This window comes from Bradyrhizobium sp. CCGUVB14 (assembly GCF_024199935.1).
GTDB lineage: Bacteria > Pseudomonadota > Alphaproteobacteria > Rhizobiales > Xanthobacteraceae > Bradyrhizobium.
This window is the reverse complement of sequence record NZ_JANADS010000001.1, coordinates 3,583,847-3,610,423: the sequence shown is the minus strand read 5'-3', so window position 1 is coordinate 3,610,423 and position 26,577 is coordinate 3,583,847. Positions and strand designations below refer to the sequence as shown.

21 protein-coding genes are annotated in these 26,577 nt (G+C 64.3%); 7 read left to right on the top strand and 14 right to left on the bottom strand.

Features of this window, described 5'->3' with window-relative positions:
• Nucleotides 1-81: 81 nt before the first annotated feature.
• The gene (locus NLM32_RS16690; RefSeq protein WP_254130031.1) at nucleotides 82-1,740 is read right to left on the bottom strand and encodes an NAD(P)/FAD-dependent oxidoreductase; all 1,659 of its coding nucleotides are present in this window, start codon (nucleotides 1,738-1,740) and stop codon (nucleotides 82-84) included.
• A 221-nt stretch (nucleotides 1,741-1,961) separates the two neighbouring features.
• Here NLM32_RS16690 and NLM32_RS16685 point away from each other — a divergent pair, with 221 nt between their 5' ends.
• Nucleotides 1,962-3,095 carry a nitronate monooxygenase gene (locus tag NLM32_RS16685; protein ID WP_254130030.1) on the top strand — a complete coding sequence of 378 codons (1,134 nt, stop codon included), beginning with the start codon at nucleotides 1,962-1,964 and terminating at the stop codon, nucleotides 3,093-3,095.
• A 139-nt stretch (nucleotides 3,096-3,234) separates the two neighbouring features.
• The gene (locus NLM32_RS16680) at nucleotides 3,235-4,746 is read left to right on the top strand and encodes an acetyl-CoA acetyltransferase (RefSeq protein WP_254130029.1); all 1,512 of its coding nucleotides are present in this window, start codon (nucleotides 3,235-3,237) and stop codon (nucleotides 4,744-4,746) included.
• 123 nt (nucleotides 4,747-4,869) lie between these two features.
• On the opposite strand, the gene NLM32_RS16675 is transcribed toward NLM32_RS16680, so the two are convergent.
• The 6 genes from NLM32_RS16675 to ltnD form a co-directional block, all read right to left on the bottom strand.
• Nucleotides 4,870-6,066 carry an efflux RND transporter periplasmic adaptor subunit gene (locus tag NLM32_RS16675; RefSeq protein ID WP_254130028.1) on the bottom strand — a complete coding sequence of 399 codons (1,197 nt, stop codon included), beginning with the start codon at nucleotides 6,064-6,066 and terminating at the stop codon, nucleotides 4,870-4,872.
• Nucleotides 6,053-9,232, bottom strand: coding sequence for an efflux RND transporter permease subunit (locus tag NLM32_RS16670; RefSeq protein WP_254130027.1), 3,180 nt, complete (start codon nucleotides 9,230-9,232; stop codon nucleotides 6,053-6,055). The genes NLM32_RS16675 and NLM32_RS16670 overlap by 14 nt, the downstream gene beginning before the upstream one ends.
• Before the next feature lie 241 nt (nucleotides 9,233-9,473).
• Nucleotides 9,474-11,165, bottom strand: a complete 1,692-nt coding sequence (locus NLM32_RS16665) for a methyl-accepting chemotaxis protein (protein ID WP_254130026.1) — start codon at nucleotides 11,163-11,165, stop codon at nucleotides 9,474-9,476.
• Nucleotides 11,166-11,326: 161 nt separating this feature from the next.
• Complete coding sequence (gene otnK / locus NLM32_RS16660; protein ID WP_254130025.1) at nucleotides 11,327-12,604, bottom strand: 3-oxo-tetronate kinase; 1,278 nt, start codon at nucleotides 12,602-12,604, stop codon at nucleotides 11,327-11,329.
• On the bottom strand, nucleotides 12,601-13,383 hold the full coding sequence (otnI, locus tag NLM32_RS16655; RefSeq protein WP_254130024.1) for a 2-oxo-tetronate isomerase: 783 nt from the start codon (nucleotides 13,381-13,383) through the stop codon (nucleotides 12,601-12,603). Before otnI ends, otnK begins: the two co-directional genes overlap by 4 nt.
• 12 nt (nucleotides 13,384-13,395) lie before the next feature.
• Nucleotides 13,396-14,313 (bottom strand): L-threonate dehydrogenase, encoded by a 918-nt coding sequence (gene ltnD, locus NLM32_RS16650; RefSeq protein WP_254130023.1) that lies wholly within the window; start codon nucleotides 14,311-14,313, stop codon nucleotides 13,396-13,398.
• A gap of 116 nt (nucleotides 14,314-14,429) precedes the next feature.
• Here ltnD and NLM32_RS16645 point away from each other — a divergent pair, with 116 nt between their 5' ends.
• The gene (locus tag NLM32_RS16645) at nucleotides 14,430-15,116 is read left to right on the top strand and encodes an aldolase (RefSeq protein ID WP_254130022.1); all 687 of its coding nucleotides are present in this window, start codon (nucleotides 14,430-14,432) and stop codon (nucleotides 15,114-15,116) included.
• A 179-nt stretch (nucleotides 15,117-15,295) separates the two neighbouring features.
• Here the strand turns inward: NLM32_RS16645 and NLM32_RS16640 are convergent, their stop codons facing one another.
• The 6 genes from NLM32_RS16640 to NLM32_RS16615 all read right to left on the bottom strand — a co-directional run bounded on the left by NLM32_RS16640 (nucleotide 15,296) and on the right by NLM32_RS16615 (nucleotide 20,877).
• Nucleotides 15,296-16,000: an ABC transporter ATP-binding protein gene (locus NLM32_RS16640; RefSeq protein WP_254130021.1), complete on the bottom strand. Its 705-nt coding sequence runs from the start codon at nucleotides 15,998-16,000 to the stop codon at nucleotides 15,296-15,298.
• Complete coding sequence (locus NLM32_RS16635) at nucleotides 15,984-16,715, bottom strand: ABC transporter ATP-binding protein (protein WP_254130020.1); 732 nt, start codon at nucleotides 16,713-16,715, stop codon at nucleotides 15,984-15,986. Before NLM32_RS16635 ends, NLM32_RS16640 begins: the two co-directional genes overlap by 17 nt.
• Nucleotides 16,712-17,695: a branched-chain amino acid ABC transporter permease gene (locus NLM32_RS16630; RefSeq protein ID WP_254130019.1), complete on the bottom strand. Its 984-nt coding sequence runs from the start codon at nucleotides 17,693-17,695 to the stop codon at nucleotides 16,712-16,714. The genes NLM32_RS16635 and NLM32_RS16630 overlap by 4 nt, the downstream gene beginning before the upstream one ends.
• The gene (locus NLM32_RS16625; RefSeq protein WP_256562133.1) at nucleotides 17,695-18,573 is read right to left on the bottom strand and encodes a branched-chain amino acid ABC transporter permease; all 879 of its coding nucleotides are present in this window, start codon (nucleotides 18,571-18,573) and stop codon (nucleotides 17,695-17,697) included. Before NLM32_RS16625 ends, NLM32_RS16630 begins: the two co-directional genes overlap by 1 nt.
• A gap of 151 nt (nucleotides 18,574-18,724) precedes the next feature.
• Nucleotides 18,725-19,969 carry an ABC transporter substrate-binding protein gene (locus tag NLM32_RS16620; protein ID WP_254130018.1) on the bottom strand — a complete coding sequence of 415 codons (1,245 nt, stop codon included), beginning with the start codon at nucleotides 19,967-19,969 and terminating at the stop codon, nucleotides 18,725-18,727.
• A 92-nt stretch (nucleotides 19,970-20,061) separates the two neighbouring features.
• Nucleotides 20,062-20,877: a putative hydro-lyase gene (locus NLM32_RS16615; RefSeq protein WP_254130017.1), complete on the bottom strand. Its 816-nt coding sequence runs from the start codon at nucleotides 20,875-20,877 to the stop codon at nucleotides 20,062-20,064.
• A gap of 119 nt (nucleotides 20,878-20,996) precedes the next feature.
• Here NLM32_RS16615 and NLM32_RS16610 point away from each other — a divergent pair, with 119 nt between their 5' ends.
• Genes NLM32_RS16610 through NLM32_RS16595 form a run of 4 tightly spaced genes read left to right on the top strand, consistent with a single transcriptional unit; the run spans nucleotide 20,997 to nucleotide 25,205 of the window.
• Nucleotides 20,997-21,914: a LysR family transcriptional regulator gene (locus NLM32_RS16610; protein ID WP_148774422.1), complete on the top strand. Its 918-nt coding sequence runs from the start codon at nucleotides 20,997-20,999 to the stop codon at nucleotides 21,912-21,914.
• Between the two features lie 31 nt (nucleotides 21,915-21,945).
• Nucleotides 21,946-23,196 (top strand): Zn-dependent hydrolase, encoded by a 1,251-nt coding sequence (locus tag NLM32_RS16605; protein ID WP_254130016.1) that lies wholly within the window; start codon nucleotides 21,946-21,948, stop codon nucleotides 23,194-23,196.
• 12 nt (nucleotides 23,197-23,208) lie between these two features.
• Entirely contained in the window at nucleotides 23,209-24,120 is a 912-nt protein-coding gene (locus NLM32_RS16600) for an NAD(P)-dependent oxidoreductase (RefSeq protein ID WP_254130015.1), read from the top strand.
• An 11-nt stretch (nucleotides 24,121-24,131) separates the two neighbouring features.
• Complete coding sequence (locus NLM32_RS16595; RefSeq protein WP_254130014.1) at nucleotides 24,132-25,205, top strand: malate/lactate/ureidoglycolate dehydrogenase; 1,074 nt, start codon at nucleotides 24,132-24,134, stop codon at nucleotides 25,203-25,205.
• A 183-nt stretch (nucleotides 25,206-25,388) separates the two neighbouring features.
• On the opposite strand, the gene NLM32_RS16590 is transcribed toward NLM32_RS16595, so the two are convergent.
• Nucleotides 25,389-26,462 (bottom strand): tartrate dehydrogenase, encoded by a 1,074-nt coding sequence (locus NLM32_RS16590; RefSeq protein ID WP_254130013.1) that lies wholly within the window; start codon nucleotides 26,460-26,462, stop codon nucleotides 25,389-25,391.
• Nucleotides 26,463-26,577: the final 115 nt, after the last annotated feature.

Sequence of the window (26,577 nt, the reverse complement as noted above, 5' to 3'; positions counted from 1 at the left end):
AATTAGCCCGCGGATGGCGGATGGCAAGCCCCGCCGGCTCTGCGTTTTGCGCGGGCCTGAGGCCAGCGCCATGCATCCGCCCTAGCCCGTCACCGCCCGGCGAGGCTGCAGCCCCGCCTCCAGCACAAACCCCTCATACCCCTTGGCCGCGACCTCGTTGCAGATCCGCCGGTAGACGCCGACGCCGCCGATATAGGGCATGAAGATGCGCGGCTTGCCGGGGATGTTGGCGCCCATGTACCAGGAATTGGCCTGCGGATAGAGGGTGCCATGGGCGACTTCGTTGACATGCGCCACCCACTTCTCCTCGGCGTCCCTGCCCGCTTCCATCGTGGCGAGGCCTTGCTTGCGCATATGGACGAGGCCATCGGCGATCCAGTCGACATGCTGCTCGATCGACACGATCATGTTCGACAGCACCGACGGGCTGCCGGGACCGGTGATGATGAACAGGTTCGGAAAGCCTGCGCTCATCAGGCCGAGATAGGTCTTCGGACCCTCCGCCCATTTCTGATTCAGCGTCTGCCCGTCGCGGCCGCATATGTCGATCTTCGCGACCGATCCCGTCATGGCGTCGAAACCCGTCGCCATCACCAGGGCATCGACCTCGTGGTCCTTGCCGGCGACACGCACGGCGTTCGCCGTGATCTCCTCGATCGGATTGGACTTGATGTCGACCAGCGAGACGTTCTGCCGGTTGAACGTCGCGAAATAATCGGTGTCGATGCAAATGCGTTTTGTGCCGATCGGATGGCTGTTCGGCTGGAGCAGCTTTGCGGTCTCGGGGTCCTTCACGATCTCGGCGATCTTGCCGCGGACGAAATCGGCGGCCGTGTCGTTGGCCGCCCGGTCGAGACCGAGATTGTTGTAGACGTACATGAAGGTCAGTCCGCCACGATCCCAGCGCGAGGCGTACTTTCCGTTCCTGATCTCGTCGCTGTCGTCGAGCGCGCCGCGATCAGGCTGCTCGGCATAGATGCCATTGCGCGCGACCTCGCGAGCGAAGCGGCGGATCTCCGGATATTTGTTGCGGACCGCATCGCGTTCCTCGTCCGTCAGCGCGGCATTGCGGGCGGGAATCGAAAAATTCGCCGTGCGCTGGAACACGATGAGATGCTTCGCCTGCTCGGCGATGACGGGTGTCGATTGGATGCCTGACGATCCTGTGCCGATCAGGCCGACGCGCAAGCCGGTGAAGTCGACGTCTTGATGCGGCCAGTTTCCGGTGTGGTAGACGGGGCCCTTGAAATTTTCGAGGCCGTTGATGTCGGGCCTGCGCGCATTCGAGAGGCAGCCGGTGGCGAGCACGACGAATTGCGCCCGAACCGTCCTGCCGTTGGATATCGTGACCGACCATCTGTTCGCGCGTTCGTCGAACACGGCGCGCTCGACACGCGTGTTGAACTGAATGTCGCGGCGCAGATCAAACCGGTCGGCGACGTGGTTGGCGTATTTCAGGATCTCCGCTTGCGGCGCATAGTGCTCGCTCCAGTCCCATTCCTGCTGGAGCTCTTCCGAGAACGAGTAGGAATATTGCATGCTCTCGACGTCGCAGCGCGCGCCGGGGTAGCGATTCCAGTACCAGGTGCCGCCGACACCGCCACCCTGCTCGTAGACGCGCGCCGAGAAACCGAGCCCGCGCAGACGATGCAGCATGTACATGCCGGCAAAGCCCGCGCCGACGACGACCACATCATAGGCCTCGGCGGCTTGAGCCTGGCTCGCTTGCGTTGGCGACATCGGTTGGCGCTCCCTGATTGTTTTCTGTTGTTGTGAGCCAGCATTCTCTGACATCGGCGAAAGCGCAAGAGGCTAGTCGGTGGCCCCTCTCCCGCTTATTTTGCACGACGGAATGGCTCACCGCACGACGTAACGTCTGCACGCAAGATGCGCGCGGGAATCCGGCATGGCATCGCAAATGACGATGGGCTAGCGTCGTCGAGGGCCGCCGGGAGAGGATCATGAAATCGCCGATCTGCGACATGCTGGGTATCGAGTTCCCGCTGCTCGCCTTCAGCCATTGCCGCGATGTCGTTGCTGCCGTCAGCCGCGCCGGCGGCTTTGGCGTGCTCGGCGCCACCGTGCACACGCCTGATACGCTCGAACGCGAGCTGAAATGGATCGACGACCACGTCGACGGCAAGCCCTACGGCATCGACGTGCTGATCCCCGAAAACATCTCGACCGCGGGCGAGAAGGACGTCACCTGGAAGAGCCTGGAAGCGCGCGTGCCGCGGGAGCACCGCAAATACACCAGCGATCTCCTGAAGAAGTACGATATCGAGCTGACGACAACTGATGTTGCCGACAACCAGCCTCAGCCGTTCGACGCCGAGACCGCGATGGAGCTGCTGAAGGTCTCGTTCAATCATCCGATCCGGCTGATCGCGAACGCGCTGGGCGTGCCGCCGAAGGCGATGATCGAGATGGGCAGGAAGCACAACGTGCCGGTGGCGGCCCTCGTCGGCGCCAAGGAGCATGCGTTGCGCCAGGTCGCGGCCGGTGTCGACATCCTCGTGGTCCAGGGCACCGAGGCCGGCGGCCATTGCGGCGAGGTCTCGACCCTGGTGCTGGTGCCGGAGGTGATCAAGGCGATCAAGCCGATCCGCGACGTGCCGGTGCTGGCGGCCGGCGGCATCATGACGGGACGGCAGATGGCGGCGTGCATGGCGATGGGCGCCGCCGGTGCATGGACCGGCTCGGTGTGGCTGGCCACCGTCGAGTCCGAGACTTCCGAGATCTTTCGCGAGAAGATGATCGCGGCATCGTCGCGTGATGCCATCCGCTCGAAGGGCCGCACCGGAAAGCCGGCACGACAGCTCCGTTCGGTCTGGACCGATGCCTGGGATCGCGCGCCGGAGAGCCCCGGCGCCCTGCCGATGCCGCTGCAAAGCATCATCAGCCGCGATGCCTTCAACTCGATCGACCGCGCGGCGGCCGCAGGCAATGCCAAGGCGCGCGATCTCGTCAGCTATTTCGTCGGCCAGGGCGTCGGCCTGATCGACAGCGTGAAATCGGCCGGCGCCGTGGTGCAGGAGTTCAAGGAAGAGTTTGCCGAAGCCGTCGAGCACATGAATGCGCTGGTGGCGGAGTAGATGTAGACCCTCATGGTGAGGAGGCGCGCAAGCGCCGTCTCGAACCATGAGAGCCCGCGGCCCATCCTTCGAGACGCCTGCTGCGCAGGCTCCTCAGGATGAGGTCAGAGGTTTTTGAGAGAGTGAAGAAGCAAGAACAATGACGACTGTTTCCCCCGAAGACCGCATCCCCGTCATCATCGGCATCGGCGAGATAGTCGACCGTCCCAAGGAGATCACCGAGGGCCTCGAGCCGCTCGATCTGCTCGAACAGGCCTTGCTGCGCGCGGAAGCCGATGCCGGCGCGAAGCTGCTCGGCGAGGTGCAGTCGCTCGACGTGGTCAACTTCCTGAGCTGGCGCTATCGCGACCCCGAGAGGCTGCTGGCGCAACGGCTCGGCGTTACGCCAGCGCATTGCCATTACGGCCCTGTCGGCGGCGAGAGCCCGATCCGCTTCATTCATGAAGCCGCAAAGCGCATCGCGCGGGGCGAATGCACCGTCGCCGCGGTCTGCGGCGCGGAAGCGCAATCGACGGCAACCAAGGCCGACCGCGCAGGCGCCAAGCTGCCATGGACGCCGTTCGCCCACGATGCCCCGGAGCCGAAGCGCGGTGCGTCATTCCAGAAGCCGCTTGCCGTGAAGCTCGGCGTGTTCCGGCCCGTCACGGTCTATCCGTTCTATGAAGCGGCTTCCTCCGCGCATTGGGGCCAGACGCCGCGCGAGGCGATGCAAGAATCCGGCACGTTGTGGTCGCGCTATTCGGAAGCAGCCGCGCAAAATCCCAATTCCTGGCTGAAGCGGCGCTATGCGCCGGACGAGATCACGACGCCGACCGCGGACAACCGGCTGATTGCGTGGCCCTACAACAAGCTCATGGTCGCCAACCCCAGCGTCAACATGGGCGGCGCGTTGTTGCTGACCAGCCTTGCCAAGGCACGCGCGGCCGGGATTGCCGAGGACAAGCTGGTCTATCCGCTCGGCGGCGCCTCGGCAGAGGAGCCGCCCGACTATCTCGTGCGCGACCAGTTCTACGAGAGCCATCCACAGAATGCGGTGCTGAAGGCCGTGATGGACATCGCCGGCGGCGACGGCCGGAAGTTCGACGCGATCGAGCTCTATAGCTGCTTCCCCTGCGTGCCGAAGATGGCGCGGCGGACGCTGGGTCTTTCCGCCGATGTGCAGCCCACGGTGAACGGTGGCCTCACCTTCTTCGGCGCGCCGCTCAACACCTACATGACGCACGCGGCCTGCGCGATGGTGCGGCGGCTGCGCGGCGGCGACAGGCTCGGCCTGCTCTACGGCCAGGGCGGCTTCGTCACCAAGCATCACGCGCTGGTCGTTTCGAAGACGCCGCCGCGGGATGCACTGGCGCAGGACACCAGCGTGCAGGGCGAGGCCGACCGCAACAAGCGCGCGGTGCCGGAGTTCGTCAACGAGGCTTCAGGCAGGGGGAAGGTCGAGAGCTTTACGGTGCTCTACGGCCGTGGTGGCGATGCCGAGCACGGCGTGGTGATGTTGCGCACGGCAGATGACCGGCGCACGCTGGCGCGGATTCCGGCGAGCGACGGTGCGACGCTGGCGCATCTGCTCAACATGGATCGCACGCCGGTGGGATCGCTTGGCGAGATCACCATGGCTGCTGATGGCGTGCCGGAGTGGCGATTCGCCTAGGTCTCGTAGGGTGGGCAAAGCGAAGCGTGCCCACCATCTTGCTCAATTGAAAAAGAACGTGGGCACGGCGCATATGCGCCTTTGCCCACCCTACGGGACCTGCGTCCGGGGCACGAGACTGCCCTAGCTCTTCGGTGCCTGCTTCTCCGACGCGGTTGCCGGCTTGCCGCCGGCGCCAACCACACGCACCTGGTCCCCGTCGGACAAACCATCCGGCGGAGCGGTGATGACGCGGTCGTCGGGCGCAATCCCCGAGGCAAGCTCGATCTCCTTGCCGAGATCGCGGGCGATGGTCACGGTCTTGAACTGCACCTTGTCGTCCGCACCGACGGTCGCGACGCGCAGGCCGCTGCCGTTGAAGATGAGAGCGCTGGCGGGAATGCTGAGCGGCGCGGAATCGCGCTGGAGGCTCAGCTTCACGCTGGCATAGCCGCCGGGCATCAATTCGCCGCTCGAATTGTCCAGACCGAGCTGCATGCGCGTGGTGCCCGAGGCGACGTCGACAGCCTGCGAGGAGGCCTCCACCGTGGCCTGGAAGGTCCGGTTCGGATATTCCGGCAGCGAGATGGTGGCCTTGGCGCCGATCTTGATCGCCGGCACGTAGTTCTGGGGAACGCTGACATAGACGCGCAGCTTGGTGATGTCGGAGACCACGAACATCGCCGGTCCCGAGCCGCCGCCCGCGTTGATCAGCGCGCCGACGTCGGTGTCGCGTGCCGTGACCACGCCGTCGAACGGCACGGTGATCTTCTTGTAGCCGGCAAGCGCCTCGAGCCGCTCGACATTGGCCTGGCCAGAATGGACCGCGGCGTTCTTGTTGGAGAGATCGGCGGTGCGCTCGTCGATCTCCTGCGCCGAGACGAAGTTGGAGGCGACCAGCGTCTTGCGCCGGTTCAGGGTTGCTTCCGACAGCCTGGCGCTGGCCTGCTGACTGGCGAGGTCGGCGCGGGCCTGCAAGAGTTGCTGGTCGAGGTCGGGCGCCTCGATCTCGGCGATCACCTGGCCGGCCTTGACGCGGGCGCCGATGTCAGCGCTCCAGCTTTTGAGATAGCCGGACACGCGCGCGAAGATCGGCGCGCGGTAATAGGCCTCGAGCCGGCCCGGCAGGTCGATGGTGGAATTGAGCGCCTTGGCATTGGGCAGGGTCACCGCAACGCTGGGAACGGCCTGGTCGTCGGTCCATTCCTTCAGCTTGGAGCTCTGGTCCTCGCGGGCCCGGATGCCGGTGCCGACCACGAGGCCAGCCGCAATCAGCGCCACCACGCTGAAAATGCCCAGTTTCCGGTGCGACACCGGGGAGCGGGGTTCAGTGGGCGACATGCGGAGTCTCCAATGGGGCGGCGGCTTTGGCGCCTTGTTTCTTGTGTACCATACTGAACACCACGGGAACAAACATCAGCGTGGCGAAAGTTGCAAAGATCAGGCCGCCGATCACGGCGCGGCCAAGTGGCGCATTCTGCTCGCCGCCCTCGCCCAGCCCCAAGGCCATCGGCGCCATGCCGATGATCATGGCGAGCGCGGTCATCAGCACCGGGCGGAACCGGACGAAGCCGGCTTCCAGCGCGGCGGCGATGGGGTCGCCGAGTTCCTCATAGCGTTCGCGCGCGAAGGAAATCACCAGCACGCTGTTCGCCGTAGCCACGCCCATGCACATGATGGCGCCGGTCAGGGCCGGTACGGACAGCGTGGTCTGGGTCGTGAACAGCATCCAGACGATGCCGGCGAGCGCGGCCGGCAGCGCCGTGATGATCACGAACGGATCGGACCAGGACTGGAAGTTCACGACGATCAGGAAATAGATCAGCACGACGGCACCGAGCAGGCCGAACAGAAGACCGGTGAAGGCGCTGTTCATGGTCTGCACCTGACCAAGCAATGCCACGGAGGAGCCCTTCGGCACCTCCTTGGCGGTGTCGGCAATGGCCTGGCGGATGTCGGTTGCGACCGCGCCGAGATCGCGGCCCGACGTCGTGGCAAAGATCTGCACGAGGTTTTGAATGTCGTACTGCGACACCACCGCGCTCGAGGTTGCACGCTTGATGTCGGCGATGCCGCCGAGGATCGGCGACTGCGAGGCGCCAGCGGCGGTAATCGGCAGCGTCTGCAACGCGCTGAGCGAATCGATTTGATATTGCGGCGTCTGCATCACGATCGAATAGGACACGCCGTTGTCAGGGTTGAGATAGTAGGTCGGCGCGACCTGTGAGGAGCCGGCGAGATTGACCACGAGACTGTTGGTCACGTCGCGTTCGGTCAGGCCGACATATTGCGCGCGGGTGCGATCGACATCGATGTTGAAGGTCGGCAGGTTCGGCGATTGCTGGATGCGTGCATCGGCAATGCCCGGAATCCGGCGGACCCTGGCCAGCAACTTGTTGGCGTAGGCAAAGTTGGCGTCGAGATTGGCGCCGCGGATCTGCAGGTCGATCGGCGCCGGCGCGCCGAAATTCAGGATCTGGCTGACGATGTCGGCCGGCAGGAAGGCGAAGCTGACGCCCGGGAACAGCCGTGGCAGCTGCTCGCGCAGCACCTTCACATGCTCTTCGGTCGGCTTGTGACCTTCCTTCAGCTTGATCTGGATGTCTCCGTCCTGCGGACCGATCACGCCGGTGTTGTTGTAGGTCATGTTGATGCCGGAGATCGGCATGCCGATGTTGTCGGTCATGGTCTCGATCTCGCCGGGAACGAGCTTGCGCACCGCCTTCTGCACATCGGCGAGCTGATTGGCGGCTTCCTCGACGCGGGTGCCGACCTGGGTGCGCACATGCATCAGGATGTTGCCGGCATCGACGGCGGGGAAGAAATTGCGCCCCAGGAACGGCACCAGCGCGAAGGACGCACCGACGACGCAGAGGAATCCGATCACGAACACTGCGCGATGCGCCAGCGCCATGCCGAGCAGGCCACGGTAGCCCCCCCGAATACGTTCGAACCGCGCCTCGAAGCCGCGCTGGAACCATACCAGCGGATTGCGCGATTTCGGCGGTTCGCCATCATGATGGACGTGCGCCTGCAGCAGATAGTTCGCCATGGTCGGCACCAGCGTGCGCGACAGGATGAACGACCAGATCATCGCGAACATCACCGCTTCAGCCATCGGCACGAACAGGAAGCGCGCGACACCGGTGAGGAAGAACATCGGCACGAACACGATGCAGATGCAGAGCAGCGAGACGAAGGCCGGCGTCACGATCTGATTGGCGCCGTCGAGAATCGACTGCTCGACCGGCTTGCCCTGCTCCAGATGGTAATTGATGTTCTCGATGGTCACCGTGGCGTCGTCGACGAGAATGCCGACCGCGAGCGCGAGACCGCCGAGCGTCATGATGTTGAGCGTCTCGCCGATCGCCGACAGCATGACGATGGCGCCAAGCACGGACAGCGGGATCGAAACCGCGATGATGACGGTCGAACGCCAGCTGCCGAGGAACAGCAGGATCATGACGCTGGTGAGCAGCGCCGCAATCACGCCCTCGAAGGCGACGCCTTGGATCGCGCCGCGCACGAATACCGACTGGTCGCCGATGAAGCCGATCTTGAGCGCGTCCGGCAGCTGATCCTTGACGTCGATGACCTTCTGCTTGATGCCGGCGATGATATCGAGCGTCGAGGTTGCGCCCGCCTTCAACACCATCATCAGCACCGAACGGTTGCCGTCGACGTGGACAATGTTGGTCTGCGGCGGATTGCCGTCGCGCACGGTGGCAACGTCGCGCACATAGACCATGGCGCCGTTGACGGTCTTGATCGGCAGATTGCCGAGCTCATCGATCTTGAGCGGCGAGTTGTTGAGCTGGATGCTGTACTCGAAGGTGCCGATCTTCTGGGTGCCGACCGGCGTGATCAGGTTTTGCGCTGCGAGCGCATTGGCGACGTCCTGGCCGGACAGGCCACGGGCCTGCAGCGCGGTCGGGTCGAGGTCGATCTGGACCTGGCGCTGCTTGCCGCCAAAAGGATAGGGAATCGCCGCGCCGGGCACGGTGACCAGCGGGGTACGCAGATTGTTGATGCCGATGTCGGCGAGGTTCTGCTCGGTCAGGCCATCGCCCGACAGCGCCACCTGGATGATCGGCACGGTCGAGGCGGAGTAGTTCAGGATCAAGGGCGGCGTCGCGCCCGGCGGCATCTGCTTCAGCAGCGTCTGCGAGATCGCGGTGACCTGCGCGTTGGCGGTGCGGATGTCGACATTGGGCTGGAAGAAGATCTTGATGATGCCAAAGCCGTTATAGGAGTTGGCGGTGATGTGCTCGATGTCGTTGACCGTCGTCGTCAGCGCCCGCTGGAACGGCGTGGTGATGCGTCCGGACATCTGGTCGGGCGGCAGGCCGGTATACTGCCAGACCACGCCGATCACGGGGATGCGGATATCCGGAAAGATATCGGTCGGCGTCCGCAGCGCTGCGAGCGGCCCGATGATCAGAAGCAGGAGCGCCAGCACGACAAACGTGTAGGGCCGGCTCAGGGCAATACGAACCAGAGCAATCATTCGTCAGGCAATTCCAAAACGGGGGTCAGGGAACACGCCCCACGGGTTCCTCGGGTGATTTACCCGAACACCGCCGAAATGGCTAATGGCGGCGCGTCACGCGCGGTCACTTCCCTGCTATCGCCTAGCGAAATCGCATTCCAGATATGCAACCGCCGCCCGGAAGATTACAGAGACGGCTCTCACCCACAAAAAAGCGGCGCCCAAAGGCGCCGCTTTCAGAACGACATCGTCTTTAGGCTTAGGCCGCGCGGACGTTGGTCAGAAACTTGCTGACTTCCGTCTTCAACCGGGCCGAGTCGTTGGACAGCATCTGTGCGGCAGAGAGCACCTGCGAGGAGGCGGTGCCGGTCTCGGTGGCTCCGCGCTGCACGTCGGTGATGTTGGACGAGACCTGCTGGGTGCCCTGGGCCGCCTGCTGGACGTTGCGGGCGATTTCCTGGGTCGCCGCGCCCTGCTCTTCCACTGCGGCGGCGATCGCCGAGGAGATTTCCGAGAGACGCTCGATGGTCGAGGAGATCTCCTTGATCGCGCCGACCGAGTCATTGGTGGCCGCCTGGATGCCGGAGATCTGCTGGCCGATCTCGCCGGTCGCCTTGGCGGTCTGCTCGGCGAGCGCCTTCACTTCGGAGGCGACCACCGCGAAGCCGCGGCCGGCCTCACCGGCGCGCGCCGCTTCGATCGTCGCGTTCAGCGCCAGCAGGTTGGTCTGGCCGGCGATGGTGTTGATCAGTTCGACGACGTCGCCGATGCGGGACGCAGCCTTGGAGAGCTCGCTGACGCGGTCGGTGGTGGCACGGGCCTGGCCGACGGCGTCACCCGCCATCCGCGCCGATTCCTGCACCTGGCGGCTGATCTCGCCGACCGAGGAGGCCATCTCTTCGGTGGCAGAAGCCACCGACTGGACGTTGGTGGATGCTTCTTCCGAGGCGGCGGCAACGGTGGTCGCCATCCGCTGCGAGCGGTCGGCGCTCGAGGTCAGCGTCGAGGCGGAAGCTTCGAGCTGGGTCGAGGCCGACGAGACGGTCTGGACGATCTCGCCGATCATCGTTTCGAAGTCGCGGGTGATGCCGTCGACGCGGCGGCCGCGCTCGATCTTGGCCTCGGCGTCGGCCGCGGCAGCTTCGTCGGCAGCCTTCTTGGCGATCAGAGCCTCCTTGAAGACCTGGAGCACGTCGGCCATTGAGCCGATCTCGGTCTTCTCGCCGCGATGCGGGACTTCAGCGGAGAGATCGCCGCGGCCCAGCGCCTGCATCGGCTGGATGATCGAATTGATGCCCGCGGAAACGTCCTGGACCAGGTAGAAGCTGACGCCGATGCCGATGATGACGGCGGCACCGAGGATGATCGAGACCAGCATGAAGGCGTAATAGTAGCTGTCGGCGGCATCCTTTGCAGCCTGATCACCGCCCTGAGTATTGAGCTCGATGTCCTTGGTCAGCACCTCATCTGACGCGAGGCCGATCTTGTTGACCGTCTTGGTGTTCAACTCCTGGGCTTCATGCGGGATCTTGCCGGCCTCCTTGCGCGACAACGCGAAGACCTCTTCGGTACCCTTCTTGTAATCATCCCAGAGCTTGGCCCATTCGTTGTACAGCCTCCGCTCCTCCGGGGAGGTGATCATCGGCTCGTAGCTCTTACGGGACTTGCCGAGCGCCTCCATTACAGTGCCGGCGGTCTTCTCGTTGGCGAGCTTGTCTTCCAGGGTCTCGGCCAGCATGTGCTGGCGGACCACGTTGCGATAGGTGATGACGCTCGCCCGGATCTCGCCGAGCACCCGCACGGTCGGCAGCCAGCTCGTGGTGATGTCCGTTGTATTGGCATTCATCGACCGCATCTTCATGACGGCGAGCAGGCCCATGCCGGTCATCGCAACCAGCAGGAACGCCACGACACTGATGATCTTGGCGCGGATGGAGATGGTGGCGAGCATAATCGGGTCTCTTTGCGTTGGCGCGGCGGCGCGTCGAATGGATCAACCAAAAGCGGCGGCGCCGACATCCAACAACAAAGCGACTGAGCAGTTGTTAACTACGACTCCGTACGAGTACGGAACCTTAAAGAAGTGAATGAGCGACTAAAAATGCTCTGCGCTCAGCGCATGAGCCTAATCGCGTCCGCAAAAAACTCCGGCCCGCCGAAATTACCGGACTTCAACGCGAGCAGCATGTCACCGGCCACAGCGCCCACCGCGCGCAGCACCGGGACGCCCGCGGCGATCTCTGCCCCTACGAGAAATCCGGGAATCTTCAGCCGATCGACGACCGCCCCTGATGTCTCACCGCCTGCGACGATCAGTCGCCGCACGCCTGATTTCACTAAGCTTTCGGCGATATCGGCCATCGTCTGCTCGATCGCATGGCCTGCGGCATCGCGGCCGTGCCGCGCCTGGAGCGCAGCGACGTCGGCCGGCGTCGCGCTCGATGCAATCAGCACGGGCCCCTGAGCCAATCGCTCCTTCGCCCAGTCCAGCGCGCGCTGCGTTTCGTTTGCGCCCGTAAGAATACGGTCGGAGTCGAGACGAAGCACCGGCATGACCCGTTCGGCGTTGGCGATCTGCTGCAGGGTGGCCTGCGAGCAGCTTCCCGCGAGGCACGCCACCTGCCCACCAACGGCGGCGCCCTGCTCGCTGCCGGTGGCGGCCGACTTGACCTTGCCGGTCGATACCAGCGCGCGGGCGAGCCCGAGGCCGATCCCGGAGGCGCCGACCGACAGCCGGTGCTCCGCGGCAACAAGGCCGATGGTCTCGAGATCGCGGTCGAACACCGCGTCGACGATCGCGGCGCCGATGCCCTTGCCCGATAATTCGGCAAGCCTGGCCTGCACGGCCTCCGCCCCCCGCGACAGCGTCGCGAGATCGACGAGACCGATCTGCGTCTTGCTCTGGCGCGCCAACACGCGCACCAGGTTGGAATCATGCATCGGATTGAGCGGATGGTCCTTGAGCGGGCTCTCGTTCAGCGGCACGGCGCCAACGAACAGATTGCCCTGGTAGACGGTGCGGCCGGTCTCAGGAAAGGCCGGCGTCACCAGCACGACGGCCGCACCGCAATCGGCGCGCAGCGCATCCATCACCGGGCCGATATTGCCAGCATCCGTCGAATCGAAGGTCGAGCAGATCTTGAACAGCACGTGGCCCGCGCCGCGACCACGCAGCCATGTCTCGGCCGCGCGCGAGCGCGACACGGCAAGCCCCGCCTCGATCGAGCGGCTCTTCAGCGACACCACGACCGCGTCCACGTCGGGTAGCTTCAGATCGTCCGCGGGCACGCCGATGGTCTGCACCGTGCGCAAACCGGCGCGCGTCAGCGTGTTGGCGAGATCGGAGGCGCCGGTATAGTCGTCGGCGATACAGCCCAGCGCAAGTGTCACGGCTTCACTCCCGCATAGGGCTTGAACCAGGCGAGCCCATCGGTGGTCTTGCCCCGCGGATTGTATTCGCAGCCGACGAAGCCGGCATAGCCGAGCCGATCGAGCTCTTCGAACAGGAACGGATAATTGAGCTCCTCGCCGTCGGGCTCGTTGCGCGAGGGAATGCTGGCGATCTGGATGTGGCCGATGATCGGCATCATCTCGCGCAGCCGCATGGTGACATCGCCATGGATGATCCCGCAATGATAGATGTCGAACTGCAGTTTCAGGTTGGGAAGCCGCAACTCCTGGATCAGGTCGCGCGCAAAGCCGAAATCATTGAGGAAATAGCCCGGCACATTGCGGGAATTGATCGGCTCGAGCACGATGTCGATGCCATGCGGCGCGAAGAATTCCGCGGCCCACGCCACCGATTTGTAGAAGGCCTCGATTGCGACCCGTTCGCCGCGGTTGGCGATGCCCGCCATCAGATGCAGCCGCTTGACGCCGGTCGCCTTGGCGTAAGGCAGCGCCGTCTCCAGGCTCGCCTTGAGATCGGCAAAGCGCGCCGGCAGCGCGGCAAAACCTTTCTCGCCGGCATTCCAGTCGCCCGGCGGCAGATTGAACAGTGCCTGTGTCAGACCGTTGCGCTTGAGCCGCTCGCCGATCGCTTCGACCGGATGCTCATAGGGAAAGAGAAACTCGACAGCAGTGAAGCCGGCCTGGGCGGCGGCATCGAAGCGGTCGAGGAACGGCACCTCGGTGAACATCATCGAGAGGTTGGCGGCGAAACGGGGCATTGGAATCCTCTTCTACTTGTCGCCGGGAAGTTTGACGCCGGTGACCTGCGCATACATTCGCGCCACCGACGCATCGTCGTCACGCCCCATGCCCGCGGCTGATGTCATCAGGAACATCTGGAGGGCTGCGGCGGAAACCGGAACCGGAAATCTGGCGCTGCGCGCCATGTCCTGGATGATGCCGAGATCCTTGACGAAGATCTCCACCGCGCTGCGCGGCGTGTAGTCGCCGTCGAGCACGTGCGGCATGCGGTTCTCGAACATCCAGGAATTGCCGGCGGACGCGGTGATCACCTCGTAGACCTTGCGGATGTCGAGCCCCTGCTTGGCGGCGAACGCCATCGCTTCGCTCGCGGCAGCGATATGCACGCCGGCCAGCAGCTGGTTGATCATCTTGAACGCGGCGCCCTGCCCCGCGGCATCGCCGAGTTCGTAGAGCTTTGCCGCCATGGCATCGAGCGCGGGACGCGCCTTTGCAAAGGCAGCCGGACTGCCGGAAGCGAGGATCGTCAGTTCGCCCTCGGCGGCGCGCTGCGCACCGCCGGAGATGGGCGCATCCAGGTAATTTCGGCCGGTCGCTTCCAGCTGTTTGGCCAGGCGCCGCGCCACGTCGGGATCCATGGTCGCGGAGGAGATGAAGACGGCATCCTTCGGCAGGGTCTCGGCGACGCCGTCCTTGCCGAACAGGATCGCTTCGGTCTGCGCGGCGTTGACGACCACGCTGACGACGATGTCCGCAGCCCTAGCCGCCTCGGCCGGCGTTGTGGCGCCCGCGCCCCCGTCCTTCACAAACCGCGCGACCGCATCGGCCGAAACGTCGCAGCCGGTCACCGTATGGCCGGCGCGTTTCAGCGAGGTCGCCATGCCGTACCCCATCGAGCCGAGCCCGATGACGGCGATGCGCTGATTTTGTGAGGTGGAGGCGGACATGCAACTAACCCTTCGACTTATTCTTGCGAACGTTTCCCGGAGGGCCGCCTTTGCGGCGGCTCGTGATCTCGAATAACACGGCTTGGCCGCGCTGCCAAAGCGTGAGACAAGCGGGCATGACGGCCATGAGAACTGAAACCGGCAACGAGACAAGACTGCGTGAGGATATCTGCCGCTTCGGACGGTCCCTGTTCGAGCGCGGCCTGACACCGGGCTCCTCCGGCAATATCAGTGTCAGGCTGGACGGCGGCGGCTGGCTGGTGACGCCGACCAACGCCTCGCTCGGCTTCCTTGATCCGGCAAAGCTGTCGCGGCTGGATGAGCAGGGCCGGCTCATGTCCGGCGATGCGCCGACCAAGGAAGTTCCGCTGCATACCGCACTCTACGATACGCGCGGGAGTGCGCGGGCGATCGTGCATCTGCACTCCACCCATTCGGTCGCGCTCTCGATGCTGCCCGAGATCGACCCGCGCGCCGCGCTGCCGCCGATGACCGCCTATTATCTGATGAAATGCGGCGCCACCGCGCTCGTGCCCTATTACCGGCCCGGCGATCCGGCGGTTGCGGATGCGATCAAGGGACTGGCCGGAAAATATTCATCCGTGCTGCTCGCCAATCACGGCCCGGTGGTCGCAGGCGACACGCTCGAAGCGGCGGTGTTCGCGACCGAGGAGCTGGAGGAGACGGCGAAGCTCTATCTGCTGCTGCGCGGGATGAACCCGCGCTATCTTTCGCCAGAGCAGGTGAAGGATCTGGTGAAGGTGTTCGGGGTGACGCTGCCGGAGCACGGGCACGGGCATTAGTGCGTGCCGTCGGAGGCGATAGTATCGCCCCACACACCACTGTCATTCCCCGCGAAGGCGGGGAATCCAGTACGCCGCGGCCTCTCGATTGACCACTGCTGTCTCGGAGTACTGGATCGCCCGATCAAGTCGGGCGATGACATCGAATGTGTTGCGCGAGCGAGCCCCACACTCCGCCGCTACAGCCCCAGATACGCCTTCCGCACGTCCGGATTGCCCCTGATCTCCGCTGCCGGCCCTTGCATCAGCACGCGACCGGTTTGCAGGATGTAGGCGCGGTCGGCAATTTCCAGACACTCGGCCATACGCTGTTCGACGATCAGCACGGTCATGCCGGAGTCGCGGATCAGCTTCACCGCCTGAAAAATCTCGTCGACCAGTTTCGGCATGATGCCCTGCGAGGGCTCGTCGAGCATCAAGAGCCGCGGGCGCGTCATCAGCGCGCGGCCGATCGCGAGCATCTGCTGCTCGCCGCCGGACAGCGTTTCGGCGCGTTGATCGAGGCGCTCGGACAAGCGCGGGAACAGCTTGAAGACGAGATCGAGCGGTGCTTCGCGATCCGCTTCGCCACGATAGAGGTAGCTGCCGAGGCGAAGGTTGTCGCGCACCGACAGGCGCGGAAACAGACGGCGGTTCTCCGGCACGTAGGCAATGCCGGTGGCGGTGACGTGATGCTGCGCCATGCCATCGAGGCGCTTGCCGTCGAACGTTACGGAGCCCGAACGCGGACGCTCGGCACCGGCAATCGTCTTGAGCAGGGTCGACTTGCCCGCGCCGTTGGCGCCGGCGACGCAGACGATCTCGCCCTTCTGGACCTCGATCGAGACCGCGGAGATCGCAACCAGACCCTGATAGGCGGTCGTGACTTCATGCACCGACAGCATGACGATCTCCCAGATATGCCTTGATCACCTTGGGATCGCGGACCACGTCGGCGGGCTTGCCCTCGACCAGAACCTTGCCGAGATCGAGCACGATGGCGCGATCGACCAGCGGCATCACGATCTCCATGACATGCTCGACCATCAGAACGGTGATGCCGGCGTCGCGGACTTTCCGCACCAGCGCCACACCGGTCTGCGCCTCGGTCGGCGTGAGGCCGGTGAGGACCTCGTCGAGCAGCAGCAGTTTCGGTTCGGTCGCGAGCGCACGGGCAACCTCGAGGCGGCGCTTCTCGGCCGGCACGAGGTCGCTTGCGAGCACATCGGCGCGCGCGGCAAGGCCGGTGAACTCCAGCACCTCATGCGCTTTGCGGCGCGCCTCGCGCATTACGGTGTTGCGCACCAAGGCGCCGACGATGACGTTGTCGATGACCGTCATGGTCTCGAAGCTCTTGACGACCTGGAAGGTGCGCCCGACGCCGCGTTGACAGCGCTCTGCCGCCGGCATCTTCGTCACGTCCTCGCCGTCGAACCAGATCGAGCCTTGCGTCGGCGGCAGCACGCCGGCGATCAGATTGAACAGCGTCGATTTGCCGGCACCGTTCGGACCGATCAGCCCGACGATTTCGCCGCGGCCGACCGAGATCGACACATCGCTGTTGGCGACGAGGCCGCCGAAGCGCTGCCAGACGCCGCGGGTTTCAAGGAGCGCGGTCATCGCGTGGCTCCTTTTGCTTTGGAACGGGAAAACAGGCTGACCAGGCCTTGCGGCAAGGCCAGCGAGATCGCCACGATCAGCGCGCCATAGACGATGAGGTCGACGCCGCGACCGGAGCCGCCGATATAGGAGCGCGTCAGCTCCGTCATCGGGATCAGGATGACCGCCCCGAGCACGGGACCCCAGAGGGTGCCGATGCCCCCGAGCACGGCCGGCAGCGCCATCAGCAGCGAGAACTGGAAGCCCATGACGCTCTCGGGATCGATATAGGCGAGGAACTGCGCGTAGAAGGCGCCTCCGACAGCAACGAGGAACGCAGAGACCGCTGCCGCACCCATTTTGGAATTGAACACGACGACGCCCAGGCTCTCGGCCGCTTCCGGATTGTCCTTCACCGCGCGCCACCAAAAACCCCATTTAGAGTCTTCAAGCCACCATGTGACAAACCAGGCGAGACAGCAAAGCGCCAGCGCGAAATAGAAATACGGCAGTTTGCTGCGCATGAACTGGAATTTCAGCCAGCTGTCGCCGCGCACGGGAATGGTGATGCCCATCGCAGCCCCTGCCCATTCCCAGTTCTGGAACAGCAGCAACCCGATCTCCGCGATGACGATGGTCGCGATCACGAAGTAATGGCCGCGCAGCCGAAAGAAGGGATAACCGAGCCCCATCGCGATGAGCGCCGCGATCGTACCGCCGGCGAGCATGCCGAACCAGGGCAGCACGCCGAACTTGGTGAACAGAAGCTCGGTGGTGTAGGCGCCGATGCCGAAATAGAGAGCGTGGCCTAGCGAGATCTGTCCGCAATAGCCGGAGAGGATGTTCCAGCTCTGCGACAGCGCCGCATACATCAAGGTCAGGACCAGGATGTTCTGGACGTAGACGTTTTTGACGAACAGCGGCGCGAGCGCGGCCAGTGCGGTCAGCACTGCCGCAATGATGAGATCGCGGCGACGCCGCGCGGCAAAATTCTTGTCCATCACATCGACCCGAACAGGCCACGCGGCCGGATGAAGACAACGAGCAGGTACACCGCGTAGATGCCGACCGACTTCAGCGAAGGCGGCAGCATCAGCGCGGTCACCGCTTCGACCAGGCCGACAATGATGCCGCCGGCAAAGGCACCGAACACACTGCCAAAGCCGCCAAGCGCCACCGTGACATAGGCAATCAGCGCAAAGGACGCGCCGACGTCGGGATAGATGTAGAAGAACACCGCCATGATCGCGCCGGCGAGACCGACAAGCGCAGCGCCCAGGCCCCAACCGAACGCGAACACGCGGTTCTTGTCGATACCGACGAGCGCGACCGCACCGGGATCCTCACGGGTGGCTTCCAGCGCGCGGCCGAAATCGGTGCGGTGGATGAAGAAGTAGAGGCCGGCAAAGGCGAGAATCGAGACCAGCGCACCGACCAGCTGCGGCTCGGGGAGGAAAATGCCTGCAATCGAGACGGTTTTGCCGCCGAGCCAGGATTGCGGAATGCTGCGATAGTCCGGCGTGAAGAACAGCTGGGCCAGTCCGCGCATCACGATGGCCAGGCCGAAGGTGGTGAAGATCTGCACCATGCCGGCATTGGCCTTGGCCCGCATGGCGAAGCGTACAATCAACAGGTAGACCACTGCTCCGAACACGAACATCGCCGCCGCGACCAGCGGCGCCGAGAGCAAGGGATCGATGGCGAAGAACGCGAACAGGAAGAAGGACGCGTACATCGCGATCATCAGGAACTCGCCATGGGCGAAGTTCGTGACGTCCATCAGGCCGAAGATCAGCGCGAGGCCGACGGCGATCAGTCCGTAGAGCAGGCCCATCAGCAGGCCGCTTGCGAGACTTTGGACAATTGTTTCGACTGTCAGCAACTTGTCCCCCAGAAAAAGCCCTCACCCCGAGGGGCGTCATCGAACGCGTGTCGCAACGACGGGCCGCCCTCGCCTGTCCCGACGCGGGCTCCGTCTTACTCCGCAGGATCAGGATCGGGAGCTAACGTCCGCGCTCCCGATGCAATCCTCACTTCATCGGCCAGACAGCTTCGGCGACCGCCGCCTGCGACGGGAACACGGTGACGAACTTGCCGCCGATATATTGCAGCAGCACCGGATCGGCGTCGTTGTTCTGGCCCATGTCGTCGAACTTGACCCGCTTCCAGGGCATGATGGTCTGTTCGCCCGGAATGTCGGTCGCAGCCATCGCGTCGCGGATCTTCTCGCCGTCGGTCGACTTGGCGCGGTTGATGGCGTCGGCAATCACGATCATCGCCATGAACTGGCGCGAGGTGTTGTCGTTGAGGTCCTTGCCCGATTTCGCCTTGAACAGATCGTTGATCTTGCCGACCATCGGCCGCTTGGCGGCAAGATCGAGCGAGAAGCTGCCGCGGGTGATCGCACCTTCGAGCTTGTCGCCGACGGCGTCGTAAAGCGCCTTTTCGGAGAAGCCGGCTGCCTGAGCCAGGATCGCGTTCGGCTTGTAGCCGAGCTCCGCCATCGTCTTGACCAGCAGGATGCCGTCCGTGGTGTAGCTCGAGGGCATCAGCACATCGGCATTGGCGGCCTTGAGCTGCTGGACCTCGGCAGACAAGGACGGCGAGTTGGCGCGGTACTTGATGTCGGCGACGATCTTGTAGCCGCGCTCGGTCGCGAGCTTGGTCTGGGCGTTGGCGGAGTCGGTGCCGAAGATCGTGTCTTCGTGGAACAGCGCCAGCGTGTCGGCCTTGACGCCCTTCTTCTTCATCGAGTCGAGGAAATCGAACATCCCGGCCGAGAACATCTCGTCATGCGGCGAGGCGCGGAAATAGTACTTCAGTCCGCGGCGATGCAGGCTCGGCGAGGAATTGTCCGCCGACAGGAACGGGATCTGGTAACGCTCGCAGATCTGGCTGACCGTGACCGCGACCGCGCTCTGATAGGAGCCGAGCACCGCGCAGACTTTCTCCTGGGTGATCAGTCGCTCGGCTTCGGCGCGTCCCTTTTGCGGGTCGCCCTGATGGTCGGCATACACCATGCGGATCTTGGCGCCGCCGAGCCCCGGCAAACCGACGCCCTTTGCCAGCGGAAGATCGAAGTCCTGGTCGTTGTTGATGATGTCGATCGCGGTCTCGAACGCGCGTTGCGCGTCGACGCCGACCTGGGCGCCGGCGCCCGACAGGGGATAGGTCGCGCCGATCACCACCTCAGAGGTTTGCGCGCGCGCGGCTAGCGGCAACAGCGCGGCAGCGGCGGTGGCTCCGAGCAGAACGTCGCGGCGAGTGATCGTCATAGGCAAAGTCCCCTGTTATCCGAATTTTGCGCGTATCGAATGAAACGATTGGCAAACTGCGTAAAGCCCGAAGAAGCAGCAAACGCTGCCTACTAAATCACGGCCATGTTTCTGTTCTTCAGATCGGTCACCAGCATCAGGCCGGGCGAATGCGTAATCGCGAACGGGACCTTGGCGGCATTGATCACCGATTGCGGCGTCACGCCGCAGGCCCAGAACACCGGAATCTCGTCGTCGGCAACAGGTACGGGATCACCATAGTCGGGCTTGGCGATGTCCTTGATACCGATCAGATGCGGATGGCCGAGATGCACGGGCGCGCCGTGCACGGCGGGATAGCGCGACGTGATCTGCACCGCGCGGATCGCATCCGCCGGCTTGAACGGGCGCATCGACACCACCATCGGACCGGCGAACGGGCCGGCCTCGCCGCACGCGATGTTGGTGCGGTACATCGGCACCCGCACGTTCTGCTCGATGTGGCGGATCGGCATGCCCTCGTCGAGGAGTGCCTCTTCGAACGAGAAGGAGCAGCCGAGCACGAAGGTCACGAGGTCGTCGCGCCAATGCTTCGTCACGTCGGTCGGCTCGTCGACGACTTCGCCGTCGCGCCAGACACGGTAGCGCGGCACGTCGGTGCGAATGTCGAGATCGGCGCCAAGGGCGGGGATGTACGGGCTGCCGACATCGGACATGCCGATGATCGGGCACGGCTTGGGATTGAGCTGGCAGAAGCGGTGGAAGGCGCCGGCATATTCCGCCGGCAGGATCGCCAGATTGCCCTGGACGAAGCCGGGGGCGACCCCCGCGGTGGAACCGACCTCGCCGCCACGATAGGCCAGCCGCGCCTGGCGGCTCGGGAGGGCGTCGGGTGTTTCAGTTTGCTGCGCTGCCACCAAAACAGTCATGTGATTGACCTGCCTATAAACTCGACAAAGACAGCCAACACCAAGCGTGCTATAAAGTCTAATCTTCCTTTCTAATCAATATCGATAAATATAATTTATCGATTGGGAAAATCCTTCCGATGCTGGACTTCAGGTCGATCGAAACCTTCCTTTGGGTTGTGAAGCTCGGCAGCTTTCGCGGCGCCGCGGCACGGCTGAATACGACCCAGCCTGCGATCTCCCAGCGCATCGCCCAGCTCGAGCGCGAGATGGGTGTCAAGCTCCTCAACCGCGACCATCGCGTGGCCTCGCCCACCCCGAGCGGCCGGCAGATGATGGTCTATGCGGAAAAGCTGATCGGCCTGCGCGCCCAGATGATGGCCGAGATCGGCGATCGTTCGGCGATGCGCGGCGTGATGCGGCTCGGCGTCGCCGAGACCATCGTGCACACCTGGCTGCCGCGGCTGGTGAAGAGCATGAACCAGATCTATCCCAACCTGTCGCTGGAGATCGAGGTCGACATCACGCCGAACCTCACCGCGCGCCTGCTCGCGCAGGAGATCGAACTGGCCTTCGTGGTCGGACCGCTGTCGGCCTCGGGCGTGCACAACCGCGTGCTGGCCGATTATCCGATCGGCTTTCTCGCAAGTCCCTCGCTCGGGCTCGGACACGGCCCGGTGACGCCCGCCGATCTCGCGCGGTTTCCGATCATCACCTTTCCGCGCAAGACCAGGCCCTACGAGGTCGTGCGCGAGGTATTCGACCGGCCCGACTTGCCGCCGATCCGTCTCCACGCCTCTGCCTCGCTTGCGACCGTGATCCACATGGCAGTGGAAGGCCTCGGCATCGCCGTGATCCCCGATGCCATCGTCGAGAACGAGCTCGCCGATGGCCGGCTGCAGTTGCTCGACACCGACCTGGAGATCGCGCCGCTGACGTTTACGGCAAGCTGGCTCGCCTCGCCCGACGTCGTTGCGGTGGAGCGCGTCGCCGAGCTTGCATGTCAGATTGCGCAGAGCAGCCTCGCGGTTGACGCGCCCGCGCTGGCGCGTCATTGAAAAAGGCGCCGGACAAACGAGAGACTGACGCATGAGCCGAGCCGCGACGAACCTGCAAATCGATTCCGCCCGCCTCTGGGGCTCCATTCACGAGACCGCGCAATTCGGCGGGACGGCCAAGGGCGGTGTACGGCGGCTGACGCTGAGCAGCGAAGACAAGCAGGTTCGCGACTGGTTCCGAAAGGCCTGTGAGGACGCGGGCCTCGAGGTGCATGTCGATGCGCTCGGCTCGCAGTTCGGGCTCCGCAAGGGCCGCGACATGTCGAAGCTGCCCGTCGGCATCGGCTCGCATCTCGACACCCAGCCGACCGGCGGCAAATATGACGGCATTCTCGGCACGCTCGGCGCGCTCGAGGTGATCCGCACGCTGAACGATGCCGGCATCGAGACCGAGGCGCCGATCTGCGTCGTCAACTGGACCAACGAGGAAGGCTCGCGCTTCGCGCCGGCGATGATGGCCTCCGCCGCCTATGTCGGCGATTTCACCACCGACGACATCCTCTCGCGCAAGGATATCGAGGGCACGACTGTCGGCCAGGCGCTCGACAGCATCGGCTATCGCGGCGACAAGCCGGTCGGTTTCCAGAAGCTCGGCTGCTTCGTCGAGCTGCACATCGAACAGGGTCCGATCCTGGAAGCCGAGGGCAAGACCATCGGCGTGGTCGATTCCGGCCAGGGCGTGCTGTGGTACGACGGCAAGATCTCCGGCTTCGAGAGCCATGCGGGATCGACGCCGATGCCGTTGCGGCGCGATGCGCTGGCGACGCTGTCCGAGATCGTGCTCGCGATGGAAGCCATCGCCAGGAAGCACGGGCCGAACGCGGTCGGCACCATCGGCGAGGCCGTGATCGCAAATCCCTCGCGCAACGTCATTCCCGGCGAGATCGCCTTCACCATGGATTGCCGCAGCGCAGACGGCGCGATCATGGATGCGCTCGATCGCGACCTTCGTGCGGCCATCGCCGAGATCGCCGCGCGCCGCAAGGTCGATGTCAAGATCGATCTGGTCTGGCGCAAACCACCGACGCATTTCGATCCCAAGCTGATTGCGGCGGTCGAGAATGCGGCCAAGACGCTCGGCTACTCCTCCCGCCGTATCACCTCCGGGGCCGGCCACGATGCCTGCAACCTCAACACCGTCATGCCGGCGGCGATGGTGTTCGTGCCCTGCAAGGACGGCATCAGCCACAACGAGCTCGAAGACGCCACGCAGCCCGACTGCGCTGCCGGCACCAACGTGCTGATGCACACCGTGCTGGCGATCGCCGGCGTCGCATCCTGATCGGAGACAGATATGCGCGGAGTTTTCGTCGACGCCAATGAAGCGCTCGCCGTGATCATGGAGCGGCTGGAGAAGCCCGGCGACCCCAAGGTGCGGATTCACCGGGACCCTGATATCAAGCCCGAGCAATATCCTGAGATCCTCGACGGTGCCGAGATCGCGATCGTGGACCACACCGCGCTGCCAACCGAGGTCGCGAAGAAGTGCGCAGGCCTCAAGCACGTCGTATTCCTCGGCACCGGCGCGCGCAGCTACATGAACCCGGAGGAACTCGCCGAGCTCGGCATCTCCGTGCATCTGATCAAGGGCTATGGCGATACGGCCGTCGCGGAGTCGGCGATCGCGCTGATGTGGTCCTCCGCGCGCGTCATCACGATGATGGACCGCGAGATGCGCGCCGGTAACTGGCTGCGCGAGGACGGTATGCAGCTCACCGGCAAGACGCTGGGCCTGATCGGCTTCGGCGGTATCGCCGCCGAAGTCGCGCGCATTGCGTCCGGCAGCGGCATGAAGGTGATCGCCTGGAACCGCTCGCCGAAGACCCATCCCGGCATCGAGTTCACCGATCTCGACACGTTGTTGGCGCGGAGCGACGTCGTGTCGCTGCACCTGCTGCTCAACGACGAGACGCGCGGCATGATCACGCGCGAAAAGATCGCGAAGATGAAACCGGGCGTCGTCTTCATCAACACCGCGCGCGGTGCCATCGTCGACGAACAGGCGATGATCGATGCGTTGAAGTCGGGCCACATCCGCCATGCTGGCCTCGACGTCTTCAACATCGAGCCGCTGCCCGCGGATCATCCACTGACCAAGATTCCGAACGTGACGCTGTCGGCGCATTCGGCGTTTCGGACGCCGGAAGCCAGCGAGAACCTGATTGAGGCGGCATGGATCCATTGCCGCCGGATCGTGAAAGGATAAGAGCAACAACAATGGCCGACTATCGCACCATCAAGGCAGAGCCGCTCACCAACGCCATCCGCGCCATCGTCAAGGCCGGGGGCTCCTCCGACCGTGAAGCCGAACTCGTATCCACCAATCTCGTCGAGGCCAACCTCAAGGGACATGATTCCCACGGCGTCGGCATGATCCCGCGTTATGTCTCGAGCGTCGTCAACGGCGGCCTGGCGGTGAACGCTCACGTCAAGACCGTGCTCGACACCGGTCCGCTTCTCACCCTCGACGGTCTCACCGGCTACGGCCAGGTGATCGGCCATGAAGCGATGGAGCTGGCGGCAGAGCGCGCCAAGCAGAACGGCGTCTGCCTCGTCGGCCTTTCCAACGCGCACCACATCGGCCGCATCGGCCACTGGGCCGAGCAGTGCATCGACCACGGGCTGGTCTCGATCCATTTCGTCAACGTGATCTCGCGCCCGATCGTGGCGCCCTGGGGCGGCAGCGATCCGCGCCACGGCACCAACCCGTTCTGTGTCGGCATCCCGCGCCGCGGCAAGGAGCCGATCGTGCTCGACTTCGCCACCAGCCGGATCGCGCAGGGCAAGACCCGCGTCGCTCACAACAAGGGCGTCGAACTCGAGCCCGGCACCATCATCGACAACGAAGGTAAGCCCACCGTCAATCCGCGCTACACCGTGATCCCGCCGTATGGCGCCATCTTGCCGTTCGGCGAGCACAAGGGTTCGGGGCTCGCGTTGGTGTGCGAAATCCTCGGCGGCGCGCTCTCCGGCGGGCAGGTGGTCAAGGGCCCGTCCGACGGCAAGTACAACGTCCTCAACGGCATGCTCTCGATCGTCATTGATCCGGGCAAGCTCGGCACAGGCGAGAACCTGGCAAGTGAAGTCGAGAGTTTTGTTGCCTGGCACACCGGCTCGCCTCCCGGCCCCGGCGTCGAGAAAGTGAAGATTGCCGGCGAGCCCGAGCGCGAGACCAAGAAGAAGCGCCTTGCCGAAGGCATTCCGGTCGATCCGACCACCTGGCAGGAAATTTTGGAAGCCGGGAAGAAGTTCGGGCTGGATCAGGCGGCGATCGAGAAGATCGCGGGCTGAACGAGAACGAAGCAACCACAAACGGTGTCGTCCCGGACAAGCGAAGTGCAGATCCGGGACCCATATGTCGCAGCAGGCGTTTGGCGAAGACAGGCAATGACCTTCTCGCGCAGCAACAACGGCTGCGGCGTATGGGTCCCGCCTTTCGCCGGGACGACACCGTGATCTGTTGCGCGAACGTGCCTAGTCCACCATATCCGCGACGGCCTTGCCGCACGCCGTGGTGTCGGCATTGCCACCGAGGTCCTTGGTGCGCAGCGTGCGTTCGGCCAGCGTGCGCTCGATCGCATCGACGATCGACTTGCCGGCAACCTTCTCGCCGAGATGATCCAGCATCATCGCGCCCGACCAGATCGCACCGATCGGGTTCGCGATGCCCTGCCCTGCGATGTCGGGCGCCGAGCCGTGCACCGGCTCGAACACCGAGGGGAAATCGCCCTCGGGATTGATGTTGCCCGATGGCGCGATGCCGATCGTGCCGGTGCAGGCGGGACCCAGATCGGACAGGATGTCGCCGAACAGGTTGGAGCCGACCACGACGTCGAACCAGTCCGGATGCAGCACGAAGTTCGCGGTGAGAATGTCGATGTGGTACTTGTCCCACTTCACGCCCGGAAACTTCTTGGCCATCGCCTCCACGCGCTCATCCCAATAGGGCATGGTGATGGAGATGCCGTTGGACTTGGTCGCCGAGGTCAGGTGCTTCTTCGGCCGCGACTGCGCGAGCTCGAAGGCGAATTTCAGGATACGATCGACGCCGGTGCGGGTCATCACCGTCTGCTGCGTCACGAACTCGCGGTCGGTGTCGGGGAACATGCGTCCGCCGACGGAGGAATATTCGCCTTCGGTGTTCTCGCGCACCACCCAGAAATCGATGTCACCGGGCTTGCGGCCCGCCAGCGGCGACGGCACGCCGGGCATCAGCCGCACCGGGCGCAGGTTCACATATTGATCGAACTCGCGACGGAACTTGATCAGCGAGCCCCACAGCGAGACGTGATCCGGAATCTTGGCGGGCCAGCCGACCGCGCCGAAATAGATCGCGTCGTGCTTGCCGATCTTTTCCTTCCAATCATCCGGCATCATCTGCCCGTGCTTCTCGTAATAATCCCAGGACGAGAAGTCGAAATGATCGAAATGCAGGGACACGCCGTGCTTCTTGGCCGCCGTCTCCAAAACGCGCAGGCCCTCGGGCATCACTTCCTTGCCGATGCCATCGCCGGGGATGACTGCGATCCGGTATTGTTTCTTGCTCATCGAGAACGTCCCTTTTTGGTCCGGCAGCCGCCGTCTTTTTGACCGCACTGCAATGGACCAAACTCGGCGGCAGTGCAACGCTGCACTGCAATGTTGACCATGGCGCAGCCGACCG

Coding starts and splice junctions, on each gene's coding strand:
- NLM32_RS16690 (WP_254130031.1), bottom strand. CDS start 1,740: ATGTCGCCAACGCAAGCGAGCCAGGCTCAAGCCGCCGAGGCCTATGAT.
- NLM32_RS16685 (WP_254130030.1), top strand. CDS start 1,962: ATGAAATCGCCGATCTGCGACATGCTGGGTATCGAGTTCCCGCTGCTC.
- NLM32_RS16680 (WP_254130029.1), top strand. CDS start 3,235: ATGACGACTGTTTCCCCCGAAGACCGCATCCCCGTCATCATCGGCATC.
- NLM32_RS16675 (WP_254130028.1), bottom strand. CDS start 6,066: ATGTCGCCCACTGAACCCCGCTCCCCGGTGTCGCACCGGAAACTGGGC.
- NLM32_RS16670 (WP_254130027.1), bottom strand. CDS start 9,232: ATGATTGCTCTGGTTCGTATTGCCCTGAGCCGGCCCTACACGTTTGTC.
- NLM32_RS16665 (WP_254130026.1), bottom strand. CDS start 11,165: ATGCTCGCCACCATCTCCATCCGCGCCAAGATCATCAGTGTCGTGGCG.
- otnI (WP_254130024.1), bottom strand. CDS start 13,383: ATGCCCCGTTTCGCCGCCAACCTCTCGATGATGTTCACCGAGGTGCCG.
- ltnD (WP_254130023.1), bottom strand. CDS start 14,313: ATGTCCGCCTCCACCTCACAAAATCAGCGCATCGCCGTCATCGGGCTC.
- NLM32_RS16645 (WP_254130022.1), top strand. CDS start 14,430: ATGACGGCCATGAGAACTGAAACCGGCAACGAGACAAGACTGCGTGAG.
- NLM32_RS16640 (WP_254130021.1), bottom strand. CDS start 16,000: ATGCTGTCGGTGCATGAAGTCACGACCGCCTATCAGGGTCTGGTTGCG.
- NLM32_RS16635 (WP_254130020.1), bottom strand. CDS start 16,715: ATGACCGCGCTCCTTGAAACCCGCGGCGTCTGGCAGCGCTTCGGCGGC.
- NLM32_RS16630 (WP_254130019.1), bottom strand. CDS start 17,695: ATGGACAAGAATTTTGCCGCGCGGCGTCGCCGCGATCTCATCATTGCG.
- NLM32_RS16620 (WP_254130018.1), bottom strand. CDS start 19,969: ATGACGATCACTCGCCGCGACGTTCTGCTCGGAGCCACCGCCGCTGCC.
- NLM32_RS16615 (WP_254130017.1), bottom strand. CDS start 20,877: ATGACTGTTTTGGTGGCAGCGCAGCAAACTGAAACACCCGACGCCCTC.
- NLM32_RS16610 (WP_148774422.1), top strand. CDS start 20,997: ATGCTGGACTTCAGGTCGATCGAAACCTTCCTTTGGGTTGTGAAGCTC.
- NLM32_RS16605 (WP_254130016.1), top strand. CDS start 21,946: ATGAGCCGAGCCGCGACGAACCTGCAAATCGATTCCGCCCGCCTCTGG.
- NLM32_RS16600 (WP_254130015.1), top strand. CDS start 23,209: ATGCGCGGAGTTTTCGTCGACGCCAATGAAGCGCTCGCCGTGATCATG.
- NLM32_RS16595 (WP_254130014.1), top strand. CDS start 24,132: ATGGCCGACTATCGCACCATCAAGGCAGAGCCGCTCACCAACGCCATC.
- NLM32_RS16590 (WP_254130013.1), bottom strand. CDS start 26,462: ATGAGCAAGAAACAATACCGGATCGCAGTCATCCCCGGCGATGGCATC.